Source organism: Curtobacterium sp. MCSS17_011 (assembly GCF_003224275.1).
Classification (GTDB): domain Bacteria; phylum Actinomycetota; class Actinomycetes; order Actinomycetales; family Microbacteriaceae; genus Curtobacterium.
The window spans coordinates 1-23330 of sequence record NZ_QKLE01000017.1 but is presented as its reverse complement, the minus strand read 5'-3'; the positions used below and the strand labels follow the sequence as shown (position 1 = coordinate 23330).

The 23330-nt window shown below is 70.3% G+C and carries 22 protein-coding genes; 14 read left to right on the top strand and 8 right to left on the bottom strand.

Annotated elements, in window-relative coordinates; all coding sequences use genetic code 11:
- Positions 1–44 precede the first annotated feature (44 nt).
- On the top strand, positions 45–551 hold the full coding sequence (locus tag DEJ17_RS12050) for a PH domain-containing protein (RefSeq protein ID WP_110894168.1): 507 nt from the start codon (positions 45–47) through the stop codon (positions 549–551).
- Positions 552–731: 180 nt separating this feature from the next.
- Here DEJ17_RS12050 and DEJ17_RS12045 read toward each other — a convergent pair whose 3' ends face one another.
- The 3 genes from DEJ17_RS12045 to DEJ17_RS12035 are packed head-to-tail and all read right to left on the bottom strand — an operon-like array spanning position 732 to position 4791.
- Positions 732–2906, bottom strand: a complete 2175-nt coding sequence (locus DEJ17_RS12045) for a dipeptide ABC transporter ATP-binding protein (RefSeq protein ID WP_110894166.1) — start codon at positions 2904–2906, stop codon at positions 732–734.
- Positions 2869–3807 carry an ABC transporter permease gene (locus tag DEJ17_RS12040; protein WP_110894236.1) on the bottom strand — a complete coding sequence of 313 codons (939 nt, stop codon included), beginning with the start codon at positions 3805–3807 and terminating at the stop codon, positions 2869–2871. The genes DEJ17_RS12045 and DEJ17_RS12040 overlap by 38 nt, the downstream gene beginning before the upstream one ends.
- 3 nt (positions 3808–3810) lie before the next feature.
- Positions 3811–4791 (bottom strand): ABC transporter permease, encoded by a 981-nt coding sequence (locus DEJ17_RS12035; RefSeq protein WP_110894164.1) that lies wholly within the window; start codon positions 4789–4791, stop codon positions 3811–3813.
- A 256-nt stretch (positions 4792–5047) separates the two neighbouring features.
- Here DEJ17_RS12035 and DEJ17_RS12030 point away from each other — a divergent pair, with 256 nt between their 5' ends.
- Positions 5048–6766 (top strand): ABC transporter family substrate-binding protein, encoded by a 1719-nt coding sequence (locus tag DEJ17_RS12030; RefSeq protein ID WP_110894162.1) that lies wholly within the window; start codon positions 5048–5050, stop codon positions 6764–6766.
- A 118-nt stretch (positions 6767–6884) separates the two neighbouring features.
- On the opposite strand, the gene DEJ17_RS12025 is transcribed toward DEJ17_RS12030, so the two are convergent.
- The 3 genes from DEJ17_RS12025 to DEJ17_RS12015 form a co-directional block, all read right to left on the bottom strand.
- Positions 6885–7436: a PH domain-containing protein gene (locus DEJ17_RS12025; RefSeq protein WP_181421154.1), complete on the bottom strand. Its 552-nt coding sequence runs from the start codon at positions 7434–7436 to the stop codon at positions 6885–6887.
- Between the two features lie 193 nt (positions 7437–7629).
- Entirely contained in the window at positions 7630–8109 is a 480-nt protein-coding gene (locus DEJ17_RS12020; protein WP_110860560.1) for a peroxiredoxin, read from the bottom strand.
- Positions 8110–8185: 76 nt separating this feature from the next.
- Positions 8186–8935 carry a CPBP family intramembrane glutamic endopeptidase gene (locus DEJ17_RS12015; protein ID WP_110894157.1) on the bottom strand — a complete coding sequence of 250 codons (750 nt, stop codon included), beginning with the start codon at positions 8933–8935 and terminating at the stop codon, positions 8186–8188.
- Between the two features lie 121 nt (positions 8936–9056).
- On the opposite strand from DEJ17_RS12015, the gene typA reads away from it, so the two are divergent.
- From typA to DEJ17_RS11980, 7 genes are all read left to right on the top strand, one after another.
- Positions 9057–10979 (top strand): translational GTPase TypA, encoded by a 1923-nt coding sequence (gene typA / locus DEJ17_RS12010; protein ID WP_110894155.1) that lies wholly within the window; start codon positions 9057–9059, stop codon positions 10977–10979.
- Positions 10980–11079: 100 nt separating this feature from the next.
- Positions 11080–12273 (top strand): amidohydrolase, encoded by a 1194-nt coding sequence (locus DEJ17_RS12005; RefSeq protein ID WP_220033647.1) that lies wholly within the window; start codon positions 11080–11082, stop codon positions 12271–12273.
- A 117-nt stretch (positions 12274–12390) separates the two neighbouring features.
- Positions 12391–12942: a hypothetical protein gene (locus tag DEJ17_RS12000; RefSeq protein WP_110894151.1), complete on the top strand. Its 552-nt coding sequence runs from the start codon at positions 12391–12393 to the stop codon at positions 12940–12942.
- A gap of 19 nt (positions 12943–12961) precedes the next feature.
- Positions 12962–14146, top strand: coding sequence for a PIG-L family deacetylase (locus DEJ17_RS11995; protein WP_110894149.1), 1185 nt, complete (start codon positions 12962–12964; stop codon positions 14144–14146).
- Between the two features lie 35 nt (positions 14147–14181).
- A complete protein-coding gene (gene fdxA / locus DEJ17_RS11990) occupies positions 14182–14499 on the top strand; it encodes a ferredoxin (RefSeq protein WP_017887060.1) in 318 nt (105 codons plus the stop codon).
- A gap of 11 nt (positions 14500–14510) precedes the next feature.
- On the top strand, positions 14511–15629 hold the full coding sequence (gene dapC, locus DEJ17_RS11985) for a succinyldiaminopimelate transaminase (protein WP_181421153.1): 1119 nt from the start codon (positions 14511–14513) through the stop codon (positions 15627–15629).
- Positions 15630–15793: 164 nt separating this feature from the next.
- Positions 15794–17092, top strand: coding sequence for a citrate synthase (locus DEJ17_RS11980; protein WP_110894147.1), 1299 nt, complete (start codon positions 15794–15796; stop codon positions 17090–17092).
- Positions 17093–17589: 497 nt separating this feature from the next.
- Here the strand turns inward: DEJ17_RS11980 and dapD are convergent, their stop codons facing one another.
- Complete coding sequence (dapD, locus tag DEJ17_RS11975; RefSeq protein WP_110894146.1) at positions 17590–18555, bottom strand: 2,3,4,5-tetrahydropyridine-2,6-dicarboxylate N-succinyltransferase; 966 nt, start codon at positions 18553–18555, stop codon at positions 17590–17592.
- 86 nt (positions 18556–18641) lie between these two features.
- On the opposite strand from dapD, the gene dapE reads away from it, so the two are divergent.
- The 4 genes from dapE to DEJ17_RS11955 all read left to right on the top strand — a co-directional run bounded on the left by dapE (position 18642) and on the right by DEJ17_RS11955 (position 22114).
- Positions 18642–19724 (top strand): succinyl-diaminopimelate desuccinylase, encoded by a 1083-nt coding sequence (gene dapE / locus DEJ17_RS11970; RefSeq protein WP_110894144.1) that lies wholly within the window; start codon positions 18642–18644, stop codon positions 19722–19724.
- Positions 19709–20953, top strand: coding sequence for a hypothetical protein (locus DEJ17_RS11965; protein WP_110894142.1), 1245 nt, complete (start codon positions 19709–19711; stop codon positions 20951–20953). Before dapE ends, DEJ17_RS11965 begins: the two co-directional genes overlap by 16 nt.
- A 147-nt stretch (positions 20954–21100) precedes the next feature.
- Positions 21101–21271, top strand: a complete 171-nt coding sequence (locus tag DEJ17_RS11960) for a DUF3117 domain-containing protein (protein ID WP_017887054.1) — start codon at positions 21101–21103, stop codon at positions 21269–21271.
- 123 nt (positions 21272–21394) lie between these two features.
- Positions 21395–22114 (top strand): AAA family ATPase, encoded by a 720-nt coding sequence (locus DEJ17_RS11955; RefSeq protein WP_110894140.1) that lies wholly within the window; start codon positions 21395–21397, stop codon positions 22112–22114.
- Between the two features lie 27 nt (positions 22115–22141).
- On the opposite strand, the gene DEJ17_RS11950 is transcribed toward DEJ17_RS11955, so the two are convergent.
- A complete protein-coding gene (locus tag DEJ17_RS11950) occupies positions 22142–22774 on the bottom strand; it encodes an O-methyltransferase (protein ID WP_017887052.1) in 633 nt (210 codons plus the stop codon).
- A gap of 64 nt (positions 22775–22838) precedes the next feature.
- Here DEJ17_RS11950 and DEJ17_RS11945 point away from each other — a divergent pair, with 64 nt between their 5' ends.
- Positions 22839–23207 (top strand): twin-arginine translocase TatA/TatE family subunit, encoded by a 369-nt coding sequence (locus DEJ17_RS11945; RefSeq protein ID WP_110894138.1) that lies wholly within the window; start codon positions 22839–22841, stop codon positions 23205–23207.
- The last annotated feature ends 123 nt before the right edge of the window (positions 23208–23330 follow it).

The window sequence follows — 23330 nt, the reverse complement described above, 5'->3', positions numbered from 1 at the left end:
AGGCCGGACGCCCCGTCGTCCTCCGCGCTGGTCGCGGGGGCGCGGTGGCGTCCGGCCTCGTCGCCGTCCTGGGCCTGTTCCTGCTCGGCGATGCGGCATTCCGGGGGAGCTGGGACGTCGTCCTCCGCGCCGCCGGCCCGATCGCCGTGCTCGTCTGGGCGCTCTGGGTCCTGACCTACCGCCCGTGCATCGTCATCGACGAGCGTGCCGTCACCGTGGTCAACCCACTGCGCCGCACCGTGGTGCCGTGGCAGGCCGTCGCCGACGTCCGGCTCCGCTGGCAGATCGTGATCGAGACGGTCGCCGGCCGGAAGGTCCAGTGCTGGGGCGGGCCGTCGCTGCCGCGGCCGAAGCCGGCCCGGCGCGGTGAGCGGGCGGTCCTGCGACAGCCCGACGAGATGACGGTGCTGCTCGACCGCTGGTCCGAACACCGCGACGGCGCCGGCGCCGGCGACGCCGTGCGCGGCTGGGACGTGCCGGCCCTGGCGGTCGGCGCAGCGGCGCTGGCGCTGCTCGCCGCCTCGCTGCTCAGCCTGTGGCTGGGAGCCTGACGCGGCTCGCGATCGCGACCACACGACGGACGGGAGGCCCGGTACCAGCTGGTAGCGGGCCTCCCGTCCGTCTGCTGGTCACGTGCACTGCCGCGCTTGGTGAGCAGAAATGGTCGGGTCCGCGGACGGGACCCGACCATTCCTGCTCACGATCTGGAGCGGTGAACGTGACCAGCGCCGTCAGACGACCGCGCCGACCCGCTCGGTGAGCAGGTGCTCCTGGTCGGTCTGAATGCAGGCGACACCGCGGCCGTGCACGGGTTCGAGACCCGGGTCGATCGTCCGGCACTGCTCCTGCCGGCCCTCGTCGAGGAGCTGGTAGAGCGGGCAGCGCGTGCGGAACCGGCAGCCGTCGATGCGCTCCGTGGGGGAGGGCAGGTCGCCGTCGAGCAGGATGCGCCCGCGGGCCGCCTCGGCCATGGGGTCCGGCACCGGCACGGCCGACAGCAGGGCCCGGGTGTACGGGTGCTGCGGGTCCGAGAAGACCGCGTCCCCGTCGCCGTACTCGACGATGCGGCCGAGGTACATGACCGCGACGTCGTCAGCGATGTGCCGGACGACGGACAGGTCGTGCGCCACGAACAGGTAGGACAGCCCGAGGCGGTGCTTGAGGTCCTCGAGCAGGTTGATCACACCGGCCTGCACGGAGACGTCGAGCGCGGAGACCGGCTCGTCGAGCACCAGGATCTTGGGCTCCACGATGAGCGCTCGGGCGATGCCGATGCGCTGCCGCTGGCCGCCGGAGAACTCGTGCGGGTACCGGTCGATGTAGCTCGGCTCGAGCCCGACCAGCTCGAGGACCTCGCGCACCCGTCGGCGGATCTCGTCCTTCGCGACGCCGTGCACGGTGAGCGGTTCGCCGATCACCGAGCCGATGTCCAGGCGCGGGTCGATCGACGCCATCGGGTCCTGGAACACGACCTGGATGTCGCGGCGCAGTGCCAGTCGGTCCTTCTTGGACAGCGAGGCGGTGTCGACGCCGTTCACCCGGATGGTGCCGTGCTGGGCGCCGGCGAGCTCGAGGATCTCCATGATGGTGGTCGTCTTGCCGCAGCCGGACTCGCCGACCAGACCGAGCACCTGCCCGCGCTTGAGCGTCAGGGAGATGCCGTCCACCGCGTGCACCTCGCCGATCTGCCGACGGAACAGCGCACCCTTGGTGAGCGGGAACGTCTTGACCACGTCCTGCAGCTCGAGCACGACGTCGTCGCCGTGGTCGACCGCTGCCTCGGGGACGTCCTCGGGGCGGGGGAAGATCTCCGAGCGCTCGAGGGTGCCCGCGGCGATCTCGTCGCGACGGATGCACGCGGCGGTGTGGTCGTCGAGCAGGGTGCCGTTGCCGATCGTGGTGACGGCGCCGGTCATGACCGGGTTGTCGGCGCTCTGCGGCACCGACGGAGCGACGAGGGCGGGTTCGCCGTCGCGGCAGGCGTCGATGACGGCCGGGCAGCGGTCGGCGAACGGGCAGCCGGTCGGCTTCTGCGTGAGCAGGGGCGGGCGGCCGTCGAGCGGGACGAGCCGCTCAGCGCGGGCGGACGTCATGTTCGGCATCGAGCGGAGCAGCCCGATCGTGTACGGCATCACCGGCTCGCGGAACAGGGGGAGCACCGGTGCCGTCTCGACGATCCGGCCGGCGTACATCACGGCGACGCGGTCGGCGTTGCCGGCGACGACGCCGAGGTCGTGCGTGATGAGCACCACGGCCGCACCGGTCATGTCCTTGGCGGTCTGCAGCACGTCGAGGATCTGTGCCTGGATCGTCACGTCGAGCGCGGTGGTGGGCTCGTCCGCGATGATCAGCTTCGGGTCGTTCGCGATGGCGATGGCGATCATCGCGCGCTGGCGCATGCCGCCGGAGAACTCGTGCGGGAACGCGTCGAGTCGTCGCGCCGGGTTCGGGATGCCGACGATGCGCAGGAGTTCCTCGGCGCGGGTGCGTGCGGCGTGCTGGCTGAGGGAGCGGTCGTGCAGGCGCAGGCCCTCGATGATCTGCTGGCCGATCGTGTACACCGGCGTCAGGGCCGACAGCGGGTCCTGGAACACCATCGCGATGTCCCGGCCGCGCAGCGCCGACATCTCGCGGTCGTTCCTGCCGACGAGCTCCTGCCCGTCGAACCGGATGCTGCCCTGCACCTGGGCGGACGACGGCAGCAGACCCATCACGGCCATCGAGGACACCGACTTGCCGGAACCCGACTCGCCCACGATGCCGAGGAACTCGCCGGGAGCCACCGAGTAGTCGACGCCCCGGACCGCGTAGACGGGCTTGGTCTTCGGGTTGAACGTGACCGACAGGTCGGACACGGTGAGCAGCGGCTCAGTCACGGTTGGCTCCGGAGGTGGGGTCGATGGCATCGCGCAGGGCGTCGCCGAGCAGGCTGGTCGAGAGCACGGTCGCGACGAGCGTCGCGGCGGGCAGGACGAAGAGCCACGGGCGGGTGACGGCGGACTGGCTGCCGGCGGCGAGCAGGGTGCCGAGCGAGACGTCGGGGATCTGGATGCCGAAGCCGAAGAAGCTCAGCGAGCTCTCCGCCAGGATCGCGGCGCCGACGCCGAGCGTGGCGTCGATGATGAGCAGCGACGCCACGTTCGGCAGGATGTGCCGCCGGATGATCGTGAACGCCGGGACACCCATGAACCGGGCGGCCTTGACGTAGTCGCGTTCGCGCAGCGACATCGTCTGCCCGCGGATCACCCGGGCCATCACCATCCAGCTGAACACCGCGAGCCCGACGATGAGCGCCACCCACGTCAGGTTCTTGAACACCGGGCTGAGCAGCACGAGCGCGTAGAACGACGGGATCACGAGCAGCAGGTCGATGACCCACACGAGCAGCCGGTCGGTGACGCCGCCGAAGTACCCGGCGATCGCGCCGACGATGCCGGCGATCAGGGTCGCTGCCGGGCCGGCGATCAGGCCGATGAGCAGCGACTTCTGCAGGCCGACCAGGGTCTGCGCGTAGATGTCCTGGCCGATGTCGTTCGTGCCGAACCAGTGCGCCGCAGTCGGCGGCATGCCGAACGCCAGCCCGTCGGAGTCGACGGCGTTCCAGTGGTACAGGTACGGGCCGAGGAACGCCCAGAGGATGATGAGGAGCAGGGCGCTGCCGCCGATGCGCGCGCGCCAGGTGCCGAACACCTTGCGCCAGAGCGGGGTGCGGCCACCCTTCACCTCGATGACGTGCGCCGGCGTGGCTGCGTCGCCGTCGCCGGGGTCACCGGCGGTGGTCGTGGTCGTGGGGTCGAGAACAGACACGGGTCACACCCTCACTCGCGGGTCGAGCGCGGCGTACAGCAGGTCCGCGAGGGTCCCTGCGATGAGCACGAGGATCGCCGTGAAGAGGATCGTGCCCGACGCCGCGTTGATGTCGTTGTTGCTGATGCTCTGGACGAAGTACTCGCCCATGCCGTGCCAGCTGAAGACCAGCTCGGTGATGCTCGCGCCGGTCAGGATGAGTCCGAACGAGTACGCGAAGAAGGTCGACATCGGGATGAGGGCGACCCGCACGCCGTGGCGCATGATCGCCGACCCGCGAGTGCGGCCCTTCGACCGTGCGGTGCGGATGAAGTCGTTCGACAGTACGTCGAGCATCGCTGAGCGCTGGTAGCGCGAGTAGGTGGCGACGGCGCCGATCGTCAGCGAGATCGTCGGTAACAACAGGTGCACGAGCCGGTCACCGAGCACCGGGAAGAACCCGGTCACCCCCGGCGTGTACTCGCCGGTGAACCGGATCACCTGCGTCCCGACGCCCTGGTTGAGCGTGGTCGCGAGGATCATCAGCACGACCGCGATGACGAAGGTCGGGGTGGCGAGCACCGCGAACGACAGGTACGTCGAGACCTGGTCGGAGGTGCGGTACTGCCGGACCGCGTTCCAGACGCCGAGCAGCACCCCGAGGATCGCGCCGAGCAGTGTGCCGATCACGAGCAGCCGCAGGCTCGTCCCGGAGCGGGCGATGATGTCGGCCGTCACCTCGGTGCCGCGGGTGCTCATGCCGAGCGAGCCGTGCGTGACCAGACCGACCCACCAGTCCCAGGTGCGGACCAGGAGCGGGGTGTCCGGATCGGCGCCGAGCTTGCGGAGCGACGCCTCGATGGTGCCCTGCGGCACGGCCGGGTTGCGCCCCAGGAACCGGGCGGCCGGGTTGAGCGTCGTGCTGGCGAGGATGTACCCGAGCGTGGTCGCCACGATCGTCAGGACGATGTAGTTGACGATCCGCTTTGCGATGAAGGCGAGCATGTGGTTCGTGACCTCTGGGTGCGGCCGTCCGACCGGACGGCGTTGTCGGTGGCGACAGGCTAGCCGTTCGGGCGACCGGGTGGGACAACGGAAGTGACGCTATGCAACATTCGTTACGAGCGTGTTTCGATTCATCGCACAGACCCTTGTGCCGCCTTCGGATGTGGCTAGGGTTCTCAACCAACAGACGCGACGGCGGGGGCCGTACGCGGTCCAGCGCGATCTGCGCGAACCACAACGAAAGGGAATCCTCGCCATGCGAAAGAGGATCAAGGGCATCGCCGTCCTCGCCACCGCTGCGGCAGCTGCCGTCGTGCTGGCGGGCTGCTCCGGCGGCGGACAGGCTGGCAACAGCAGCTCCGCGGTCGCCGAGTCGTCGCTGAAGTCGACCGGTTGGACCGTCGCGGACCGCGCCGACGTCAAGGACGGCGGGTCGATCACCCTGCCGATCGACAGCGCACCGGCGAACTTCCAGATCAACAACCTCGACTCCGGAACCGTCGACGACCAGACGATCTCGGGTGCCTACCTGCCGGGCTTCATCCAGTTCAAGGAGAACGGCGAGTGGGAGGCGAACAAGGACTACGCGACGTCCGTCGAGCTGACCAAGGACTCGCCCCAGACCGTCGAGATCAAGATCAACCCGAAGGCCGTGTGGTCGGACGGCACCCCGATCAGCGCCAAGGACGTCATCGCGAACTGGAAGGCGCTGAACGGCACGAACAAGGCCTTCGCGCCCCTCGCCACCAACGTGTGGGAGGACGTGGACTCGGTCAAGCAGGGCTCCGACGAGCGTGACGTCATCATGACGTTCTCGAAGACCAACGCCGACTGGGCGAGCGTCTTGGGCTCCATCTACCCGTACTGGGCTGTCGACACCCCCGAGCACTTCAACAAGGCCTGGGCCAAGGGTCCGTACGCCGCCGACGGCACGACCTACGTCTCCGGTGGCCCGTACATCGTGAAGTCCTTCGACGCCAACGGCGGCGTGCTGACGTTCGCGAAGAACCCGAAGTGGTGGGGCGACGAGGGCAAGCTCGACACGATCGTCTTCAAGACGGTGTCCCGTGACGGTGTCGCCCAGGCGTACGGCAACAAGGAGCTCGACGCCTTCAACCTGAACGGCAGCGCCGACAACCTCAAGACGGCGAACTCGCGGTCCGACTCGAAGATCGAGCGTTCGCTCGGTACCACGCAGCGCCAGATCACGCTGAACGGCACCTCGGACGTCTTCAAGGACCAGGACGTGCGCCAGGCGTTCGCGCAGGCGATCAACCGCAAGGTGCTCGCCCAGGCGATCCTGTCGCCGGTCAAGAGCCCGGGTGACGTGCTCAACAACCTGACGTACCTGCCCGGTCAGCAGGGCTACCAGGACGACGTGTCGAGCGTCTACGGCTACAGCACCGACAAGGCGAAGTCGAAGCTCGAGGACGCTGGCTGGAAGATCGGCTCGGACGGCTACGCGACCAAGGGTGGCAAGGAACTCGACGTCCGCTTCGTGATCCCGTCGGACAACCCGAACTCGGCGAACATCGCGCAGCTCGTGCAGCAGCAGACCAAGCTCGCCGGCTTCAAGGTGACCATCGACACCGTGCCCACCGATGACTTCTTCACGAAGTACATCACCACGACGACGCGTGACTTCGACGCCACGTACTTCGCATGGCAGGGCACACCGTTCCCGATCTCGTCGCTGAAGTCGATCTACTACCCCGCCGACGCCGGCCAGAACTACACCGGCGTGACGGACGACTCCCTCGGTGCCGCATGGGACAAGGCGAACGCCGAACTCGACCCGGATGCCCGCATCAAGGACGCCCAGGCGATCGACAAGAAGATCGTCGCGGTCGCCGGCACCATCCCGCTGTTCGCCGAGCCGTACGCCTGGGGCGTGCGCAAGGACCTGGTGAACTACGGTCCGGCGCAGTTCCAGCAGTACTCGGTCAAGTGGCAGGACGTCGGCTACACGAAGTAGTCGCCACCCCGTCCACCAACGACACCGCACACGAAGGACACCCCCGACGTCGCACGACGTCGGGGGTGTCCTTCTGCGCCGGGGCGAAGTCCGCGGGCGCTGCCCGGACTGCCGGCAGCTAGAACCGTGCCGCCGCGATCGACGCCGCGACCCCGAGGACGACCATCGCCAGGATCGTCCAGCCGTGCGTGCGGTGGGTGATCGGCGCAGCCGTCACACTGGACGGGGGCGGGCCGTCCTGCTCGGCCGGGGCGGGCACGTGGGCCAGCATCCGCGCGGCCGCAGCGTCGACGTCCAGGCGATCCGGGCCTCCCGGCTGGTCACCGGTGTGCGCGACGAGACGCGCCGTCGGGCGGGTCGCGATCCAGACGCGGCGGACGCCCTCGCTGGTGACCACCTCGATGCCGTACTTCGTCCGCACCTCGCTGATGCGGGACCAGGTGTAGGTGCTGGTCCGCCGGACGTCCACGATGCGCAGGTGCTCCGGCGTCAGCTCGATCCGGGGACGCCACAGCACCGCCCACGCGACGAACGCAACGGCGATGCTCGGGATCGGTACGAGCCAGGGGGTGCCGCCGCCGAGCAGGGCCAGCGGGACGAGCACGACGGCCACGACCCAGAGGACGAGGGCGAGGACCCGCAGGCCGGGGGCGACGATGGTGGTGTGCACCGGACGAGGGTACGAGATGCCTCCCCGGAGACGCCCGGAGAGCGGGTGTGACACACCGTCGCGTATCTCAGGGCGACCCGATTCCCCGGGGAGGCAGATCCTGGACGGACCCTCGTGCCGTCAATGGTCGTCGCCCCCAGTTGGGGTGTCAATACCCCATCTCGACGCGTTCAGCGGACTCCCACGCCGGGGACTACGAAACGAGCAGTTCGATCTGTTCGCGGATGGTCTCGGCCTTCGGGAACCGTAGGCCGACCAGGCCGATGTGCCGCCACCGGACCACGCCGTCGGGACCGATCACGAACACGGATCGCCGCAGGCCGATGCCCGGTGCCTGCACCCCGTAGGCGCGGATCGCCGAGCCCGCGGTGTCGCTGAGCAGCGGGAACGCGAGCGAGGAACCGCGGGCGAACCCCTCGTGCGAGTCCAGGGCCTGCGGACTGATGCCCCACACCGTCGCACCGAGGTCGGTGAACTCGTCGAGTTCGGCCTGGTAGCTGCAGAGCTGGGCCGTGCAGACCGCCGTCGCGTCGCCCGGGTAGAAGGCCAGCACCACGGTCCGGCCGATCTCGGCGGACAGGTCGTACTCGTCGTCGGTGCGGACGCCGCCCCGCACGACCATCCCCGGCAGGGTGAACGACGGGGCGGACTCGCCGATCGCGGGGATGCTCATGGGTCTCACGGTAGGGCGGCACGGCGGTGGATGCCCCTCGGCGCGCTGTGCGGGGGCTGTGGATGCGCTCCGTGGCTCAGGAGAACAACTGCGGGAACGCTTGCGCCACCCAGGGGTACCCGACGAAGACCACCGCGTCGAGCAGCGCGTGCGTGATGACGAGCGGCAGGAGCCGACCCCACCTGGTGTAGATCCAGCCGAAGACGATGCCCATCACCGCGTTCCCGATGAACGCCCCGAACCCCTGGTACAGGTGGTAGCTGCCGCGCAGCAGGGCGGTGGACAGGATCATCTGCCAGCGGCCCCAGCCGAGGTCACCGAGTCGGGCGTAGAGGTACCCGATCACGATCACCTCTTCCTGCAGGCCGGAGCGGATCGCGGACAGCAGCAGGACCGGGACCGTCCACCAGTACGAGTTCAGCGCGGCGGGGTCGACGGCCACCGTGATGCCGAGCGCCCGTCCACCGAAGTACAGCGCGAGCCCCGGGATCCCGATGCACAGCGCGATGAGCGCCGGGCCGCCCAGGTCGGGCTTCGCCCGGAAGCGGTCGATCCCGAGCCGGCCGAGGTGCGGCCGCGACGTGCTCCACAGGAGGTAGCAGACGAGCGCGACCGGCGCCAGGTCCACCGCGATCCCCAGCAGCTGCCGGGCGAGGTCGACGTACTGCACCGTGGTCGACGAGGTGTTGAGTGCCGTCGACTGCTCGCCGAGCGGGGTCGTCTGCGACAGGTCGTCGATGATCTGCAGGATCGAGTAGAGGGCGCTGGCGCCGAGCGAGAGCAGCAGCACGATGGTGATCTCGACCCACGTTCGCCGACGGCTCATGCGCTGTACTCCTGTTGCTTGCGAACTACCGGTAGACTGGCGTGTCGGGCGTTCTGCCCACGGGTGCGGTGCTGTGAAAACACTGGCCCGACACTCTCCCAGAAATTGAAGGATGTCCTGTATGGCGCTCGCCACCCGGTCCGACCTGCGCAACGTCGCCATCGTGGCACACGTCGACCACGGCAAGACCACCCTCGTCGACGCGATGCTCACGCAGACCAACTCGTTCGACGCCCACTTCGAGGGCGAAGACCGGATGATGGACTCGAACGACCTCGAGCGCGAGAAGGGCATCACGATCCTCGCGAAGAACACGTCGGTGCTCTACAACGGCAAGCACGCCAGTGAGTTCGGCGCGGGCGGTCCCATCACCATCAACGTGATCGACACCCCCGGCCACGCCGACTTCGGTGGCGAGGTCGAGCGCGGCCTGTCCATGGTCGACGGTGTCGTCCTGCTCGTCGACGCGTCCGAGGGCCCGCTGCCCCAGACCCGTTTCGTGCTCCGCAAGGCGCTCGCCGCGAAGCTCCCGGTGATCCTGCTCGTCAACAAGACGGACCGCCCCGACTCCCGCATCGACGAGGTCGTCTCCGAGTCGCAGGACCTGCTCCTCGGCCTGGCCTCCGACCTGTCGGACGAGGTCGACGACCTCGACCTCGACGCGATCCTCGACGTCCCCGTGGTCTACGCCTCGGGCCGTGCCGGTGCCGCGTCGCGCAACAAGCCCGCCGACGGCTCGCTGCCCGACAACGACGACCTCGAGCCCCTGTTCGAGGCCATCCTGCAGCACGTGCCGGCGCCGAAGTACGACGACCAGCACCCGCTGCAGGCCCACGTCACCAACCTCGACGCGTCGCCGTTCCTCGGCCGCCTCGCGCTGCTGCGCATCTTCCACGGCACGATGAAGAAGGGCCAGACGGTCGCGTGGGTCAAGCACGACGGCACCGTCGTCAACGCCCGCATCACCGAGCTCCTCATCACCAAGGCGCTCGAGCGCTACCCGGCCGAGTCGGCCGGCCCCGGTGACATCGTCGCCGTCGCCGGTTTCGACACGATCACCATCGGTGAGACCCTGTCCGACCCCGAGGACGTCCGTCCGCTGCCGACCATCACGGTCGACGACCCGGCGATCTCGATGACGATCGGCACGAACACCAGCCCGCTCGTCGGCAAGGTCAAGGGCCACAAGCTGACCGCCCGCATGGTCAAGGAACGCCTCGACCGCGAGCTCATCGGCAACGTCTCGCTCAAGGTCCTCGACATCGGTCGTCCGGACGCGTGGGAGGTCCAGGGTCGCGGCGAGCTCGCACTGGCCATCCTCGTCGAGCAGATGCGTCGTGAGGGCTTCGAGCTCACCGTCGGCAAGCCCCAGGTGGTCACGAAGCGTGACGACAACGGCAAGCTGCTGGAACCGTACGAGCACATGACGATCGACACGCCGGAGGAGTACCTCGGCGCGATCACGCAGCTCATGGCCGCTCGCAAGGGCCGTATGGAGAACATGACGAACCACGGCACCGGCTGGGTGCGCATGGAGTTCATCGTCCCGTCGCGCGGCCTGATCGGCTTCCGCACGTCGTTCCTGACCGAGACCCGCGGAACCGGCATCGCCAACGCGATCTCGCACGGCTACGACGAGTGGGCCGGCCCGATCCAGACCCGCATCAACGGCTCGATCGTGTCCGACCGCTCGGGTGTCGTCACGCCGTTCGCCATCACGAACCTGCAGGAGCGGATGACGTTCTTCGTCAACCCCACCGAAGAGGTCTACGAGGGCATGGTCATCGGCGAGAACTCGCGCGCCGACGACATGGACGTCAACATCACGAAGGAGAAGAAGCTCACGAACATGCGTTCGGCGAACGCCGACTCCTTCGAGTCGATGACGCCGTCGCGCCAGCTCTCCCTCGAGGAGTGCCTGGAGTTCGCGCGCGAGGACGAGTGCGTCGAGGTCACCCCCGACGCCGTCCGCATCCGCAAGGTCGAGCTCGACGCGCAGGCCCGCCAGCGCTCGTACGCCCGCCTGAAGCGCCAGGACGCGTAGGCGCCAGCACACGCGACACCCACGGAGGCCCGTCCTCCGTCCGACGGCCCGGTCACCTGCAGCAGGTGGCCGGGCCGTTCGCGGTTGTACCGTGGTCAGCGTGACTCTCGACCTGCTCTCGATCTACCAGGACCTGCACGCCCACCCGGAGCTCGGCTTCCAGGAGCACCGCACCGCCGGTGTCATCAATGCGAAGCTCGCCGAGATCGGTGGGATCGAGGTGACGACGGGCGTCGGCGGCACCGGTGTCGTCGGTGTCGTGTCGAACGGCGAGGGCCCCGTGGTCTGGCTCCGCGCCGACATGGACGGCCTGCCCGTGCAGGAGCGGACCGGCCTGTCCTACGCCAGCGAGCACGTCGGCACCGACGACGAGGGCCGCGACGTCCCCACCATGCACGCCTGCGGTCACGACATCCACGTCACGTGGCTGCTCGGCACGCTCGAGCGCCTCGTCGCGAGCACGGGGGACTGGCGCGGCACGGTCGTCGCCGTCTTCCAGCCTGCGGAAGAAGTCATCTCCGGTGCCCGCGCGATGGTCGAGGACGGCCTCGTCGAGCGGTTCCCGAAGCCGGACGTCGTGCTCGGGCAGCACTCCGCGCCCGCACCGGTCGGCATCGTCGCCGTCGGCACCGGCCCCGTGATGGCGTCGAGCGACCGGCTGACGGTGACCTTCAACGGTCGTGGGGCGCACGGTTCGGCACCGCAGGCCTCGCTCGACCCGGTCGTCACCGCGGCCTCGGCCGTCGTGCGGCTGCAGACCGTCGTCGCCCGTGAGGTCTCCCCGAGCGACGCGGGGGTCGTCACCGTCGGCAGCTTCCACGCCGGCACACGGGCGAACATCATCCCCGACGAAGCCGTGATCGAGATCTCGACCCGGGCCCGCAACGAGGAGACCCGCCAGCGCATCATCGCGTCGATCGAGCGCATCGTCCGGGCCGAGAGCACGGCCGGTGGCCTGTCCGAGCCGACGATCGTGCGTGCACCGGGCGCCGAGGTCACCGTGAACGACGCCGAGGCCGCCGCCACCGTGCTCGAGGCCATCCGCGCCGAGGTGCCGGGAGCCCGCGACCTGGAGATCGGGCTCGCCATGGCGTCGGAGGACGTCGGCCAGCTCGCCACCGCCGCCGGAGCGCCGCTCGTGTACTGGTTCACGGGCATCACCGACCCGGAGCGCTTCCGCCGCGGCGAGGAGATCCCGAGCAACCACTCGCCGTTCTACGCGCCGCAGGCCGAGACCGCGATCCCGGTCGGCGTCGACGCCCTGGTCGCGGCGACGCGCGCCTACGTCGCCTGACCCGTTCGTCGGGAACCAGGCCCGGGGCGGCCCCGCCGCGCACGTGACCGCCCCGGGGACGGCACGTTCACAGCCAACTCGCGCCGGGCCTCCCGGCTCGTCCGTTACGGTCGCGCCATGCGCTCCCTCCGTACCCCGCTGATCGCCGCGGTCGCTGCCGGCATCGCCCTGGCCGGACTCACCGGTTGCTCGACCCAGGCCGTGCAGCAGGCCACCGACCTCGGGTCCTCCGTCGCGTCGGACGTGGCCGACGGGGTCGCGGGCATCGACGGCAAGGCGATCCAGGACGGCATGTCCTCGGTCGCCGGCGGCATCGACGGCGCGCTCGACACCGCGCTCAAGGGCGCGGACGTGACCTCCGACGGCAAGGTGCCGGACGGGTTCCCCTCCGCCGACGTCCCGCTCGTCGACGGCACCGTGCTCGGCGGGGGAGCCGGACCGAACGGCTCCGGGTGGGTCGCGCAGGTCCGGGCGGCCTCGGTCGACGACTTCCAGGCCGCCGTGCAGCAGCTCACCGACGCCGGGTACACCGAGTCGGCCAAGCGTGCCGACTCGTCGAGCGCGTTCGGCATGTTCCGGAGCGACGGGTACCGCGTGGTCCTGACGTTCTCGGACGCCGGGGGCAGCGGTGACGGGGTCACGGCCACCTACATCGTCACGCCCCGCTAGTCCCGTACCCTTGGGGACGATGTCGAAGGCCCCCGCCACGCGCCCCGAGCGCGTCCTGATCGTGCACGCCCACCCCGACGACGAGACGCTCTCGTCGGGTGGGACCATCGCGACCCTGCTCGAGCGCGGTGCCGAGGTGACCGTGCTCACCGCGACGCGGGGTGAGCGCGGGGAGATGCTCACGGAGCAACTGGCGCCGCTGGCGGGCGACCCCGCGCGGGTGGCACGGCACCGGGAGACCGAGATCGCCGCGGCCCTCGCCGCCCTGGGCGGGCCGCAGCACCTGTGGCTCGGCGGCCGCGGTGCGCGGCCGACCGACCTGCCGGAGCGTCGCTACGTCGACTCCGGCATGCAGTGGGGCCCGGACGGCCGTGCCACCGCCGCCGACGACGCCCCGACCGACTCGCTGACGGCGGCCGACCTGGGCGAGGTCGTGGACGACGTCCGAGCCGCGATCCGCTCCACCGGTGCCGACGCCGTGATCAGCTACGCCGACGACGGCGGCTACGGGCACCCCGACCACGTGCGGATGCACCACGCGGCGCAGTACGCGGCCCGTGCCGAAGAGGTCCCGTTCTCGATGATCGTCGACCCCGCCAGCGGCCAGGCCGACGTCACGGTCGACGTCCTGCCGGTGCGGGCCAAGGTGCGTGCGGCCGTCGAGCAGTACCGCTCCCAGGTCGCCGTCGACCCCGTGGACCCCGCCGACCCGAGCGCTCTGTCGTGGGTGATGCCGCACGGCGTCCGGCAGCACGCCCCGGCGGTCGAGGCGTTCCGGCACGACGCGGCCCCGCAGCCGACGGCGCCCCAGACCTACGCCGAGATGTCCGGCCAGGGCAAGGCCGCGGCGGTCGTGGTCTCGCTGCTGCTCGGGCTGCTCGCCGGAGGCCTCGGGACGGTCACGCACCAGCAGACGATCGGCGCGTTCCCGGTCGGACTCGTCGTCACCACCCTCATCGTGCTCGGCCTGACCGTGGGCGTGCGGCTCGTCTACCGCTCGCGGGCGATGGTCGCCGCGGTCGGCATCGGGATCCTCGTCGCGACGCAGGTGCTCGTGTCGGTCGGCGGGGAGAGCTCGCCGCTCGTCCTCGCCAACGCGGCCGGGTACGTGTGGACCTTCGCCCCCGCGGTGATCGCCGCCCTGGTCCTCGCGTGGCCGGACCTGTCGGGGCTGCGGTCCCGGACGGCCCCGGGCCGCGAGTAGAATCGAACCCGCTCGTCGAAGGGAGCACCCGAACCGTGACCTACGTGATCGCCCAGCCCTGTGTCGACGTCAAGGACCGCGCCTGCATCGACGAATGCCCGGTCGACTGCATCTACGAGGGTGACCGCTCGCTCTACATCCACCCCGACGAGTGCGTCGACTGCGGTGCGTGTGAGCCGGTCTGCCCCGTCGAGGCCATCTACTACGAGGACGACCTGCCCGACCAGTGGGCCGACTACTACAAGGCCAACGTCGAGTTCTTCGACGAGGTCGGGTCGCCCGGCGGCGCCGCGAAGGTCGGCGTGATCCACAAGGACCACCCCGTCGTCGCGGCCGAGCCCGTCCGCGGCTGACCGGACCCCTCGTGGCGCTCGACCTCCCCGACTTCCCCTGGGACCAGCTCGTCCCGTTCAAGCAGCGTGCCGCGGGGTACGAGGGCGGGATCGTCGACCTCAGCGTCGGCTCGCCCGTCGACCCCACGCCCGAGGTCGTCCGCACCGCCCTGGCCACCGCGACCGACGCCCACGCCTACCCGCAGGTCGCCGGCACCCCGGCGCTGCGGCAGGCCATCGCCGACTGGTACGGCCGCCGGCACGGCATCACCCTGACCGAGGCGAACGCGCTGCCGACGATCGGCTCGAAGGAGTTCATCGCGGGTCTGGCGCTCTGGCTCGGCATCGGGCCCGGTGACACCGTGGTGTTCCCCGCCGCCGCGTACCCGACGTACGAGCTCGGCGCTGCCCTGGTCCGGGCGGATGCCCTCGCCTCGGACGACCCCGCGGCGTGGCCCTCCACCACGAAGCTCGTGTGGCTGAACTCCCCGGGCAACCCGGACGGCCGCGTGCTGACCCTCGACGAACTCCGTGCCGCCGTGGTGCGCGCCCGCGAGCTCGGAGCCGTCATCGTCGGCGACGAGTGCTACGCCGAGCTCGGTTGGGACCCGGAGTACGCCGCCACCCCGACGCCCACGATCCTGGACCCCCGGGTGGTCGGTGACTCGCTCGATGGCGTGCTGAGCGTGTACTCGCTGTCGAAGCAGTCGAACCTCGCCGGCTACCGTGCGGCCTTCGTCGCCGGTGACGCCGCGATCCTGGCCGACGTCCTGGCCGTCCGGAAGCACGCCGGGCTCATGCCGCCGCTGCCCGTGCAGCAGGCGATGATCGTGGCGCTGCAGGACGAGGTCCACGTGCAGCAGCAGAAAGCGCTGTACCGAGCGCGACGGAACATGCTCCGGCAGGCACTCGAGGGTGCCGGGTTCCGGATCGACCACAGCGAAGCCGGGCTCTACCTCTGGGCGACCCGCGGCGAACCAGCACTCGACACCGTGGCCTGGCTCGCCGACCGCGGGATCCTCGTCGCGCCGGGCACGTTCTACGGCGCGGCCGGCGGCGAACACGTCCGCGTGGCCCTGACAGCGACCGACGAACGCATCGCCGCAGCGTCGCAGCGACTGGCGAGCAGCCGTCGCCTCGGCACCGCGTAGCACGGACACGAGTGGTTCCGGTGGGACCCGCAATCCGTGGGAACCACCAAATCGTCACCTGGGATGTGTGCACGACCGACAGGTGCCGCGATTAGGCTGTCCTCGTGACTGACACTGCCAATGACGCTCAGAAGACGGCCACACCGCCCACCACGCCCGTCCCCGTGAGTCCCGCCGCCGAACAGCAGGGCGCGACCGCGACGTTGACGTTCCCGGGTGGCACGGCGGAGTTCCCGATCCTGCAGAGCGTCGACGGCGCGTCCGCGATCGACATCTCGACCTTCAAGAAGCAGACCGGGATGAACACACTCGACTACGGGTTCGTGAACACCGGCGCGACGAAGAGCGCGATCACCTACATCGACGGCGACCAGGGGATCCTGCGATACCGCGGCTACCCGATCGACCAGATCGCCGCGAACTGCACCTTCCTCGAGGTCGCGTGGCTCCTAATCTACGGCGAGCTGCCGACCCCCACCGAGCTCGAGCAGTTCGACGCCCGCATCCGCCGGCACACCCTGCTGCACGAAGACCTCCGCCGCCTGTTCGACGCCCTGCCGCACTCGGCGCACCCGATGTCCGTGCTCTCGAGCGCCGTGAGCGCCCTGTCCACGTACTACGAGGACGACATGGACGTCGACGACCCCGAGAAGGTCGAGCTGCAGACCGTCCGGCTCCTCGCCAAGCTCCCGGTCATCGCTGCGTACGCCCACAAGAAGGCCATCGGGCAGGCGTTCCTGTACCCGGACAACTCGCTGTCGTTCGTCGACAACTTCCTGCGGCTGAACTTCGGCACCATGGCCGAGACCTACCAACCCAACCCGGTGCTCTCGAAGGCGCTCGAGCGGCTCCTCATCCTGCACGAGGACCACGAGCAGAACGCCTCCACCTCGACGGTGCGCATGGTCGGTTCGACGAAGGCGAACATGTTCGCCTCGATCTCGGCCGGCATCAACGCCCTGTACGGCCCGCTGCACGGCGGCGCGAACGAGGCCGTGCTCGAGATGCTCCAGCAGATCAAGGACTCGGGCGAGCCCGTCACGCGCTTCGTCGAGCGGGTGAAGAACAAGGAGCAGGGCGTCAAGCTCATGGGCTTCGGGCACCGCGTCTACAAGAACTACGACCCGCGCGCCAAGCTCGTCAAGGAGTCCGCGCACGAGGTCCTCGAGTCCCTCGGCGTGCAGGACGACCTGCTCGACATCGCGATGGAGCTCGAGCAGATCGCGCTCGAGGACGAGTACTTCGTCAGCCGCAAGCTCTACCCGAACGTCGACTTCTACACCGGCATCATCTACAAGGCGATGGGCTTCCCGCCGCGGATGTTCACCGTCCTGTTCGCCATCGGTCGCCTGCCGGGCTGGATCGCCCAGTGGCGCGAGCTGAACAACGACCCGCTCAACAAGATCGGTCGCCCGCAGCAGCTCTACGTGGGTGCGCCCGAGCGCGACGTCCCTGAGCGCTGATCGACTCCGAGCGCCCCGCCCCACGGTTCGTGGCGCGGGGCGCTCGTGCGTGTGCGCCGGTTGGTGTTCCGCCCGATTGCGGGGAGGCGGGGCGCGCCGCTCGCCTCCGCCGGGTGGTTGCGAACTGTCGTCCGGCGGGTGTCGAACCGACGGTTCGTGCGCCCTCGGCGCCCGCGGGCGGCGTGTCGTGACCGCTCGCGGGGCGTGGCTCTGGACGCAACGGCCTGGAGGCCCGGTGGCAACCTCGTGGACCGGCGCCGGGCCTCCCATGCGTGCGTCGGTCTGCGTGAGGCGGCGGGACGCGCCGCTCGCCTCCGCCGGGTGGTCGCGAACTGTCCTCCGGCGGGTGTCGAACCGACGGTTCGTGCGCTCTCGCCGCCCGCGGGCGGCGTGTCGTGACCGCTCGCGGGGCGTGGCACTGGACGCAACGGCCTGGAGGCCCGGTGGTCTCGTGGACCGGCACCGGGCCTCCGGGCGGGTGCGTCGGCCGCGGTGTGCTACGCGTGCAGCGCGGTGTTCAGCTGGATGCCCTCGCCCTTGCGCTGCAGTGCCTCGACGGCGCCGCTGACGCTGTTGCGGCGGAACAGGATGTTCGGGGTGCCGGAGAGCTCGGCGGCCTTGACGGTCTTCGGGGTGCCGTCGGGATTCGGGGCCGCGCCGACCAGCACCACCTTCGTGCCGGCGGTGACGTACAGACCGGCCTCGATGACTGAGTCGTCGCCGAGCGAGATGCCGAGGCCCGCGTTCGCGCCGAGCAGCGCGCGTTCGCCGAGCGAGACACGGTGCGTGCCACCGCCGGACAGGGTGCCCATGATCGAGGCGCCGCCGCCGATGTCGGTGCCGTGGCCGACGACGACACCCTGCGAGACGCGGCCCTCGATCATGGCGTCGCCGAGGGTGCCGGCGTTGAAGTTCACGAAGCCCTCGTGCATGACGGTCGTGCCCGGCGCCAGGTGTGCGCCGAGGCGGACGCGGTTCGCGTCGCCGATCCGCACGCGGTCCGGCACGACGTAGTCGAGCAGGCGTGGGAACTTGTCGATCGCGTGCACGGCGATGCCCGCGCGCTGCAGCGACGGGCGCAGGCGCGTCAGGGCCTCGGGGTGCACCGGGCCGGCGTTCGTCCACGCGACGATCGGCAGGTGGCCGAAGACGCCGTCCAGGGACACCTCGTTCGGGCGGACGTGCAGGTGGCTCAGCAGGTGCAGGCGGAGGTACGCGTCCGGGGTGCTCGTCGGGCTCGCGTCGATCGCGATCTCGGTGGTGACGGCCTCGATCCGGACCTCGCGGCGGGGGTCGTCACCGACGTGCGCCTGCAGCTCGGCAGGGAACACGGCGTCAGCGGGCAGCGCGCCGAGGTGCGTCTCCGGGTACCAGGTGTCGAGCGTCGTGCCGTCGGCGGCGATCGTCGCGAGGCCGTGGCCCCAGGCGTGGGTCGGGCGGTCGGTGGCAGTCGTGTCGGTCACGGCTCCAGGGTACCGAGCGCCGGTCGGCGGGCACCGTCCGTCCGGACTGCCGGGGCGGTGCGAGGGGCGGCCGGTAGGCTGCCCGCATGCCGGAGCACCTCGACCTCACCGCCTCGTCCATCGACATCACCCGTGCCATCTGCGACATCGAGTCGGTGTCCGGCAACGAGCAGGCCCTCGCCGACGCGATCGAGGCCGTGCTCGCACCGCTGCCGCACCTCGAGGTGACCCGCGACGGTGATGCGATCGTGGCGCGGACGAACCTGGGCCGCGACCGCCGGGTCGTCATCGCCGGGCACATCGACACCGTCCCGCTCAACGACAACCTGCCGACCGAGTTCCGGACCGCCGAGGACGGCACCGAGATCCTCTGGGGCCGTGGCACCGTCGACATGAAGGCCGGCTGCGCGGTGCAGCTCAAGCTCGCGTACGACCTGGTCGACCCCTCGGTCGACGTCACGTGGGTCTGGTACGACCACGAAGAGGTCAGCGACGCCCTGAACGGCCTCGGTCGGCTGGCCCGGACCCGGCCCGAGCTGCTCGCCGCCGACTTCGCGATCCTGGGTGAGCCGTCCGGGGCGCAGATCGAGGGCGGGTGCAACGGCAACCTCCGCGCCGAGATCCGCACGTTCGGCAAGCGCTCGCACAGCGCCCGGAGCTGGATCGGCGACAACGCCATCCACAAGACCGCCCCGATCCTGGCCACCCTGGCCGCGTACGAGCCCCGCACCGTCACGGTGGACGGGCTCGAGTACCGCGAGGGTCTGAACGCGGTCGGCATCAGCGGTGGCATCGCCGGCAACATCATCCCGGACGAGGCGATGGTGCACGTGAACTACCGGTTCGCACCGTCCCGTTCGGCCGATGAGGCGGTCGCCCACATCCGCGAGTTGTTCGACGGGTACGAGGTCACGATCGTCGACCTCGCCGCCGGTGCCCGCCCCGGGCTCAACGCCCCGCTCGCGCAGGACTTCGTCGCGGCCGTCGGCGGACCGGAGCCCCGTCCGAAGTACGGGTGGACTGACGTCGCACGCTTCTCGGCGCTCGGGGTCCCCGCGGTCAACTACGGCCCCGGCGAGCCGGTCTTCGCCCACCACGACGACGAGCAGGTCCCGGTCGCGCAGATCACCGCGGTCGAGGCCGGGCTGCGTCGGTGGCTGACGGCCTGACGACGGCGGGGGCCACCCGGAGGACCCCTGCTCGGAACCGCTGGCGGGCCCGGTACCGGGTCGTCCCGTGGTGGGTGCGCATCACGGTCGTCTACGTGCTGGCGCGGCTCGTCACCGGTGCCATGATGCTCGCGTTCGCGGGTGTGCAAGCGGCGAACTCGTTCACCGTGCAGAGCCCGGGGTACCTGTCGTTCGCGTCGATCTGGGACGGCGCCTGGTACCGCGTGATCGCGACCGGGGGCTACCCGTCGACGCTGCCGGTCGACGCCGCGGGGCACGTGACCGAGAACGCGTGGGCGTTCATGCCCGCGTACCCGTTCCTGGTGCGAGCGCTCATGCTGCTCACCGGAGCGTCGTTCGAGTTCGTCGCGGTCTCGGTGTCGTTGCTCGCCGGCCTCGGCGCCGCGCTGGTGTTCCGCCGGCTCATGGGCCGGTTCCTCGACCCCGCACGGGCGACGTTCGCCACGGTGCTGTTCTGCGTCGCGCCGGTGTCGGCGATGTTCCAGGTGGCCTACGCGGAGTCGATGGGCCTGTTCCTGCTGCTCGTCGCGCTGCTGCTCATGGTCGACCGGCGATGGTGGGCGATGCTGCCCGTCGTGCTCCTGCTCGGCATGACCCGGCCGACGGGGCTCGCCTTCGCGTTCCTGGTGGTGCTCTTCGTGGTCGCGTGGGCGATCCGCCCGGCGTGGGTGCGCTCGTCGGAGCCGCTGACCCTCCGCCGGCTCGTGCCACCCACGGTGGTCGCCACGGTGTCGGGTCTGGTCGGTCTGGCCTGGCCGGCGATCGCGTGGGCGGTCACCGGGGTACCGAAGGCCTACACAGACACCGAGCTCGCCTGGCGGTCGTCGTACATCGGGTGGAAGGAACTCGTGCCGTTCGCACCGTGGGTGCAGGGGTTCGGGTGGTGGTTCGGGCAGCCGGCGGGCACGGTGCTGCTCGTCGTCGTGCTCGTCGGGTTCGTGGCGTTCGTGTGCATGCCCGCCGCGCGCCGGATCGGCATCGAGCTGCGGCTCTGGGGCGTGGCGTACCTCGTGTACCTGCTCGCGGTGTTCTTCCCGCAGTCGAGCACGTGGCGCATCCTCGTGCCGATCGCGCCGCTGCTCGGTATCGTCGCGCTGCCGCGGTCACGGGTGTACCGCGTGGCGGTCGTCGTCGCGTTCGTCGGGCTGCAGTGGGTCTGGCTGTACTTCACGTGGTGGATCGACGGCTACGACTGGACCCCGCCGTGATCGATGCGGGGCGCCGGAGGCCCGTGGATCCGCGTTCTGCGGAGCATCCGGGCGGCACATCCGACACCCCCAACCTGGGCGGTTTCGCAGTTGCCCCCTCCATACGGGATAATGGGGCTGCATTTACTGCACGAAAGGGGACATCTGATGGCAGCCATGAAGCCGAGGACCGGTGACGGGCCGATGGAGGCTGTTAAGGAGGGTCGACTCATCATCGTGCGGGTTCCGCTCGAAGGTGGAGGCCGCCTGGTCGTCTCGGTCAACGATGCCGAGGCCAAGGAACTCCACGACGCACTCGCTGAGGTCGTCTCGGCCTAGTACGTCGAAGCACCAGAACGGAAGGCCCGGAGCGTGTACGCTCCGGGCCTTCCGACTGTCCGCCGACGATCCTGCGGCCGGAGCATCCGCGGCGCTGTCGGTCGACTCCGGCAGGATGGGGCCGTGCCGAGGACGAGACTGCCGATCCGCCGGGTCGAGGAGTACGCCCCCGACCCGATGCCGCGCGACGTCTGGCCGGCGACGCTCGCGCCCGTGCGGCAGCTGCTCGACGACGGGCTCGACCTCGCTCCGGTGACGGTGCTGGTCGGCGAGAACGGTGCTGGCAAGTCCACCCTGGTCGAGGCGATGGCGCTCGCCTCCGGCATGGGGCCCGAGGGCGGCTCGACGAAGTCCGGGCACAGCACCCGCCCGAGCGAATCGCAGCTCTGGGAGCACATCGCCCTGCACCGGGAGCCCGGCGCGGTGCGGTCCGGCTTCTTCCTGCGCGCGGAGACCATGCACGGGGTGTTCACCTACCTCGAACAGCACCCCGGGGGAGCCGAGCCGCTGTTCCACGAGCGGAGCCACGGTGAGTCGTTCCTCGACTTCGTGATCCACCGGTCGCAGTGGCCCGGGCTCTGGATCCTCGACGAGCCGGAGTCGGCCCTGTCGTTCTCGGGGTGCCTGGCGCTCATCGGGCTCCTGCAGGCCATCGTCGAGACGGGCGTTGGTCAGGTCGTGCTCTCGACCCACTCACCCGTGCTCGCGGCGTTCCCCGGGGCCGAGATCCACGAGGTGGGCGAGTGGGGTCTGCGGCGCACCGAGTGGCGCGACCTCGACCTGGTGCGGAACGAGCGGGCGTTCCTCGAGTCGCCGGAGCGGTACCTGCGGCACCTGGACTGACCCGCGTGAGCGCCGGCGGGTCGAGCGCTAATTGGTGACCTTCGTCAGCTGCAGCAGTCCGTCACCGGCCGGCGACAGCGCGCTGCGCACCGCACCCGAGGTCGACACCTCGGTCAGGAGCAGCCGGAAGTCCGTGGTGGCGCGATCACGCTTCACCGGGTCGGCCACGCGTCCGCGCCAGAGGGCGTGCGGCACCAGGACGGTGCCACCCAGACGGGCGAGCCGCAGCCCGTGCTCGACGTACTCGATGACGTGCTCCGGGTCGGCGTCCACGAGCACGACGTCGTACGAGGCCTCGTTCATGCGGGGGAGCACCTGGTTCGCCCGACCGGGGATGAGCCGGATCCGAGCGGGAGCGGTGCCGGCGCTGATGTAGGCGTCGCGGGCGAACTGCTGGTGGTCGACCTCGACGTCGATCGTGGTCAGGGTCGCGTTCGGGGCGCCGGCGAGCAAGTAGAGGCCGGAGACCCCCAGGCCGGTGCCGATCTCGATGATGCTCGTGGCTCGCGAGGCCGCGGCGATGACCCCGATCTGTGCACCGATCGCGGGTGAGATCGCTTCGACCCCGAGTTCCAGGGAGTGCTCACGAGCACGGGCGATCGCCTCGGTCTCCGAGACGATGTCCTCGGCGAACTTCCAGTTCGACTCTTTCTCTGACACGCACACTCCGTTCGGGAGACAACTCTAGAGGTGCAACGCAGCAGCACGCGTTAGGCTCGCTCGCGTGGACATCCCGCTCGACAAGATCCTGATCATCGGGGTCATCGGCGTCCTCTTGCTCGGGCCGCAGCGCCTGCCGATGTACGCCCAGAAGCTGGCCGAGTTCGTCAAGGCCGTCCGTCGGTTCGCCGACACCGCGAAGGAGCGGATGCGCGACGAGATGGGCCCAGAGTTCGACGACATCGAGTGGCAGAAGCTCGACCCGCGCCAGTACGACCCCCGCCGCATCATCCGCGACGCCCTGCTCGACTCCGGCTCCAGCGCCGCCGCGGTGCAAACGGCCCAGGTCACCGCGTCCAAGGTGCGCGCGACGGCTCCCGTCGTGCCCCTGGCCGCCGGTGAACCGGCACCCTTCGACGCCGAGGCGACCTGACGCTCGTCGCGTCTCCACCTGACGGACTGGAGGCCCGGTGCCAGCTGTGGACTGGTCCCCGGTTCTTGGACTGATTAGTCGGTTCAAGATCCGGGGATGGTTCGTGTGGGTGGTACCGCGTCG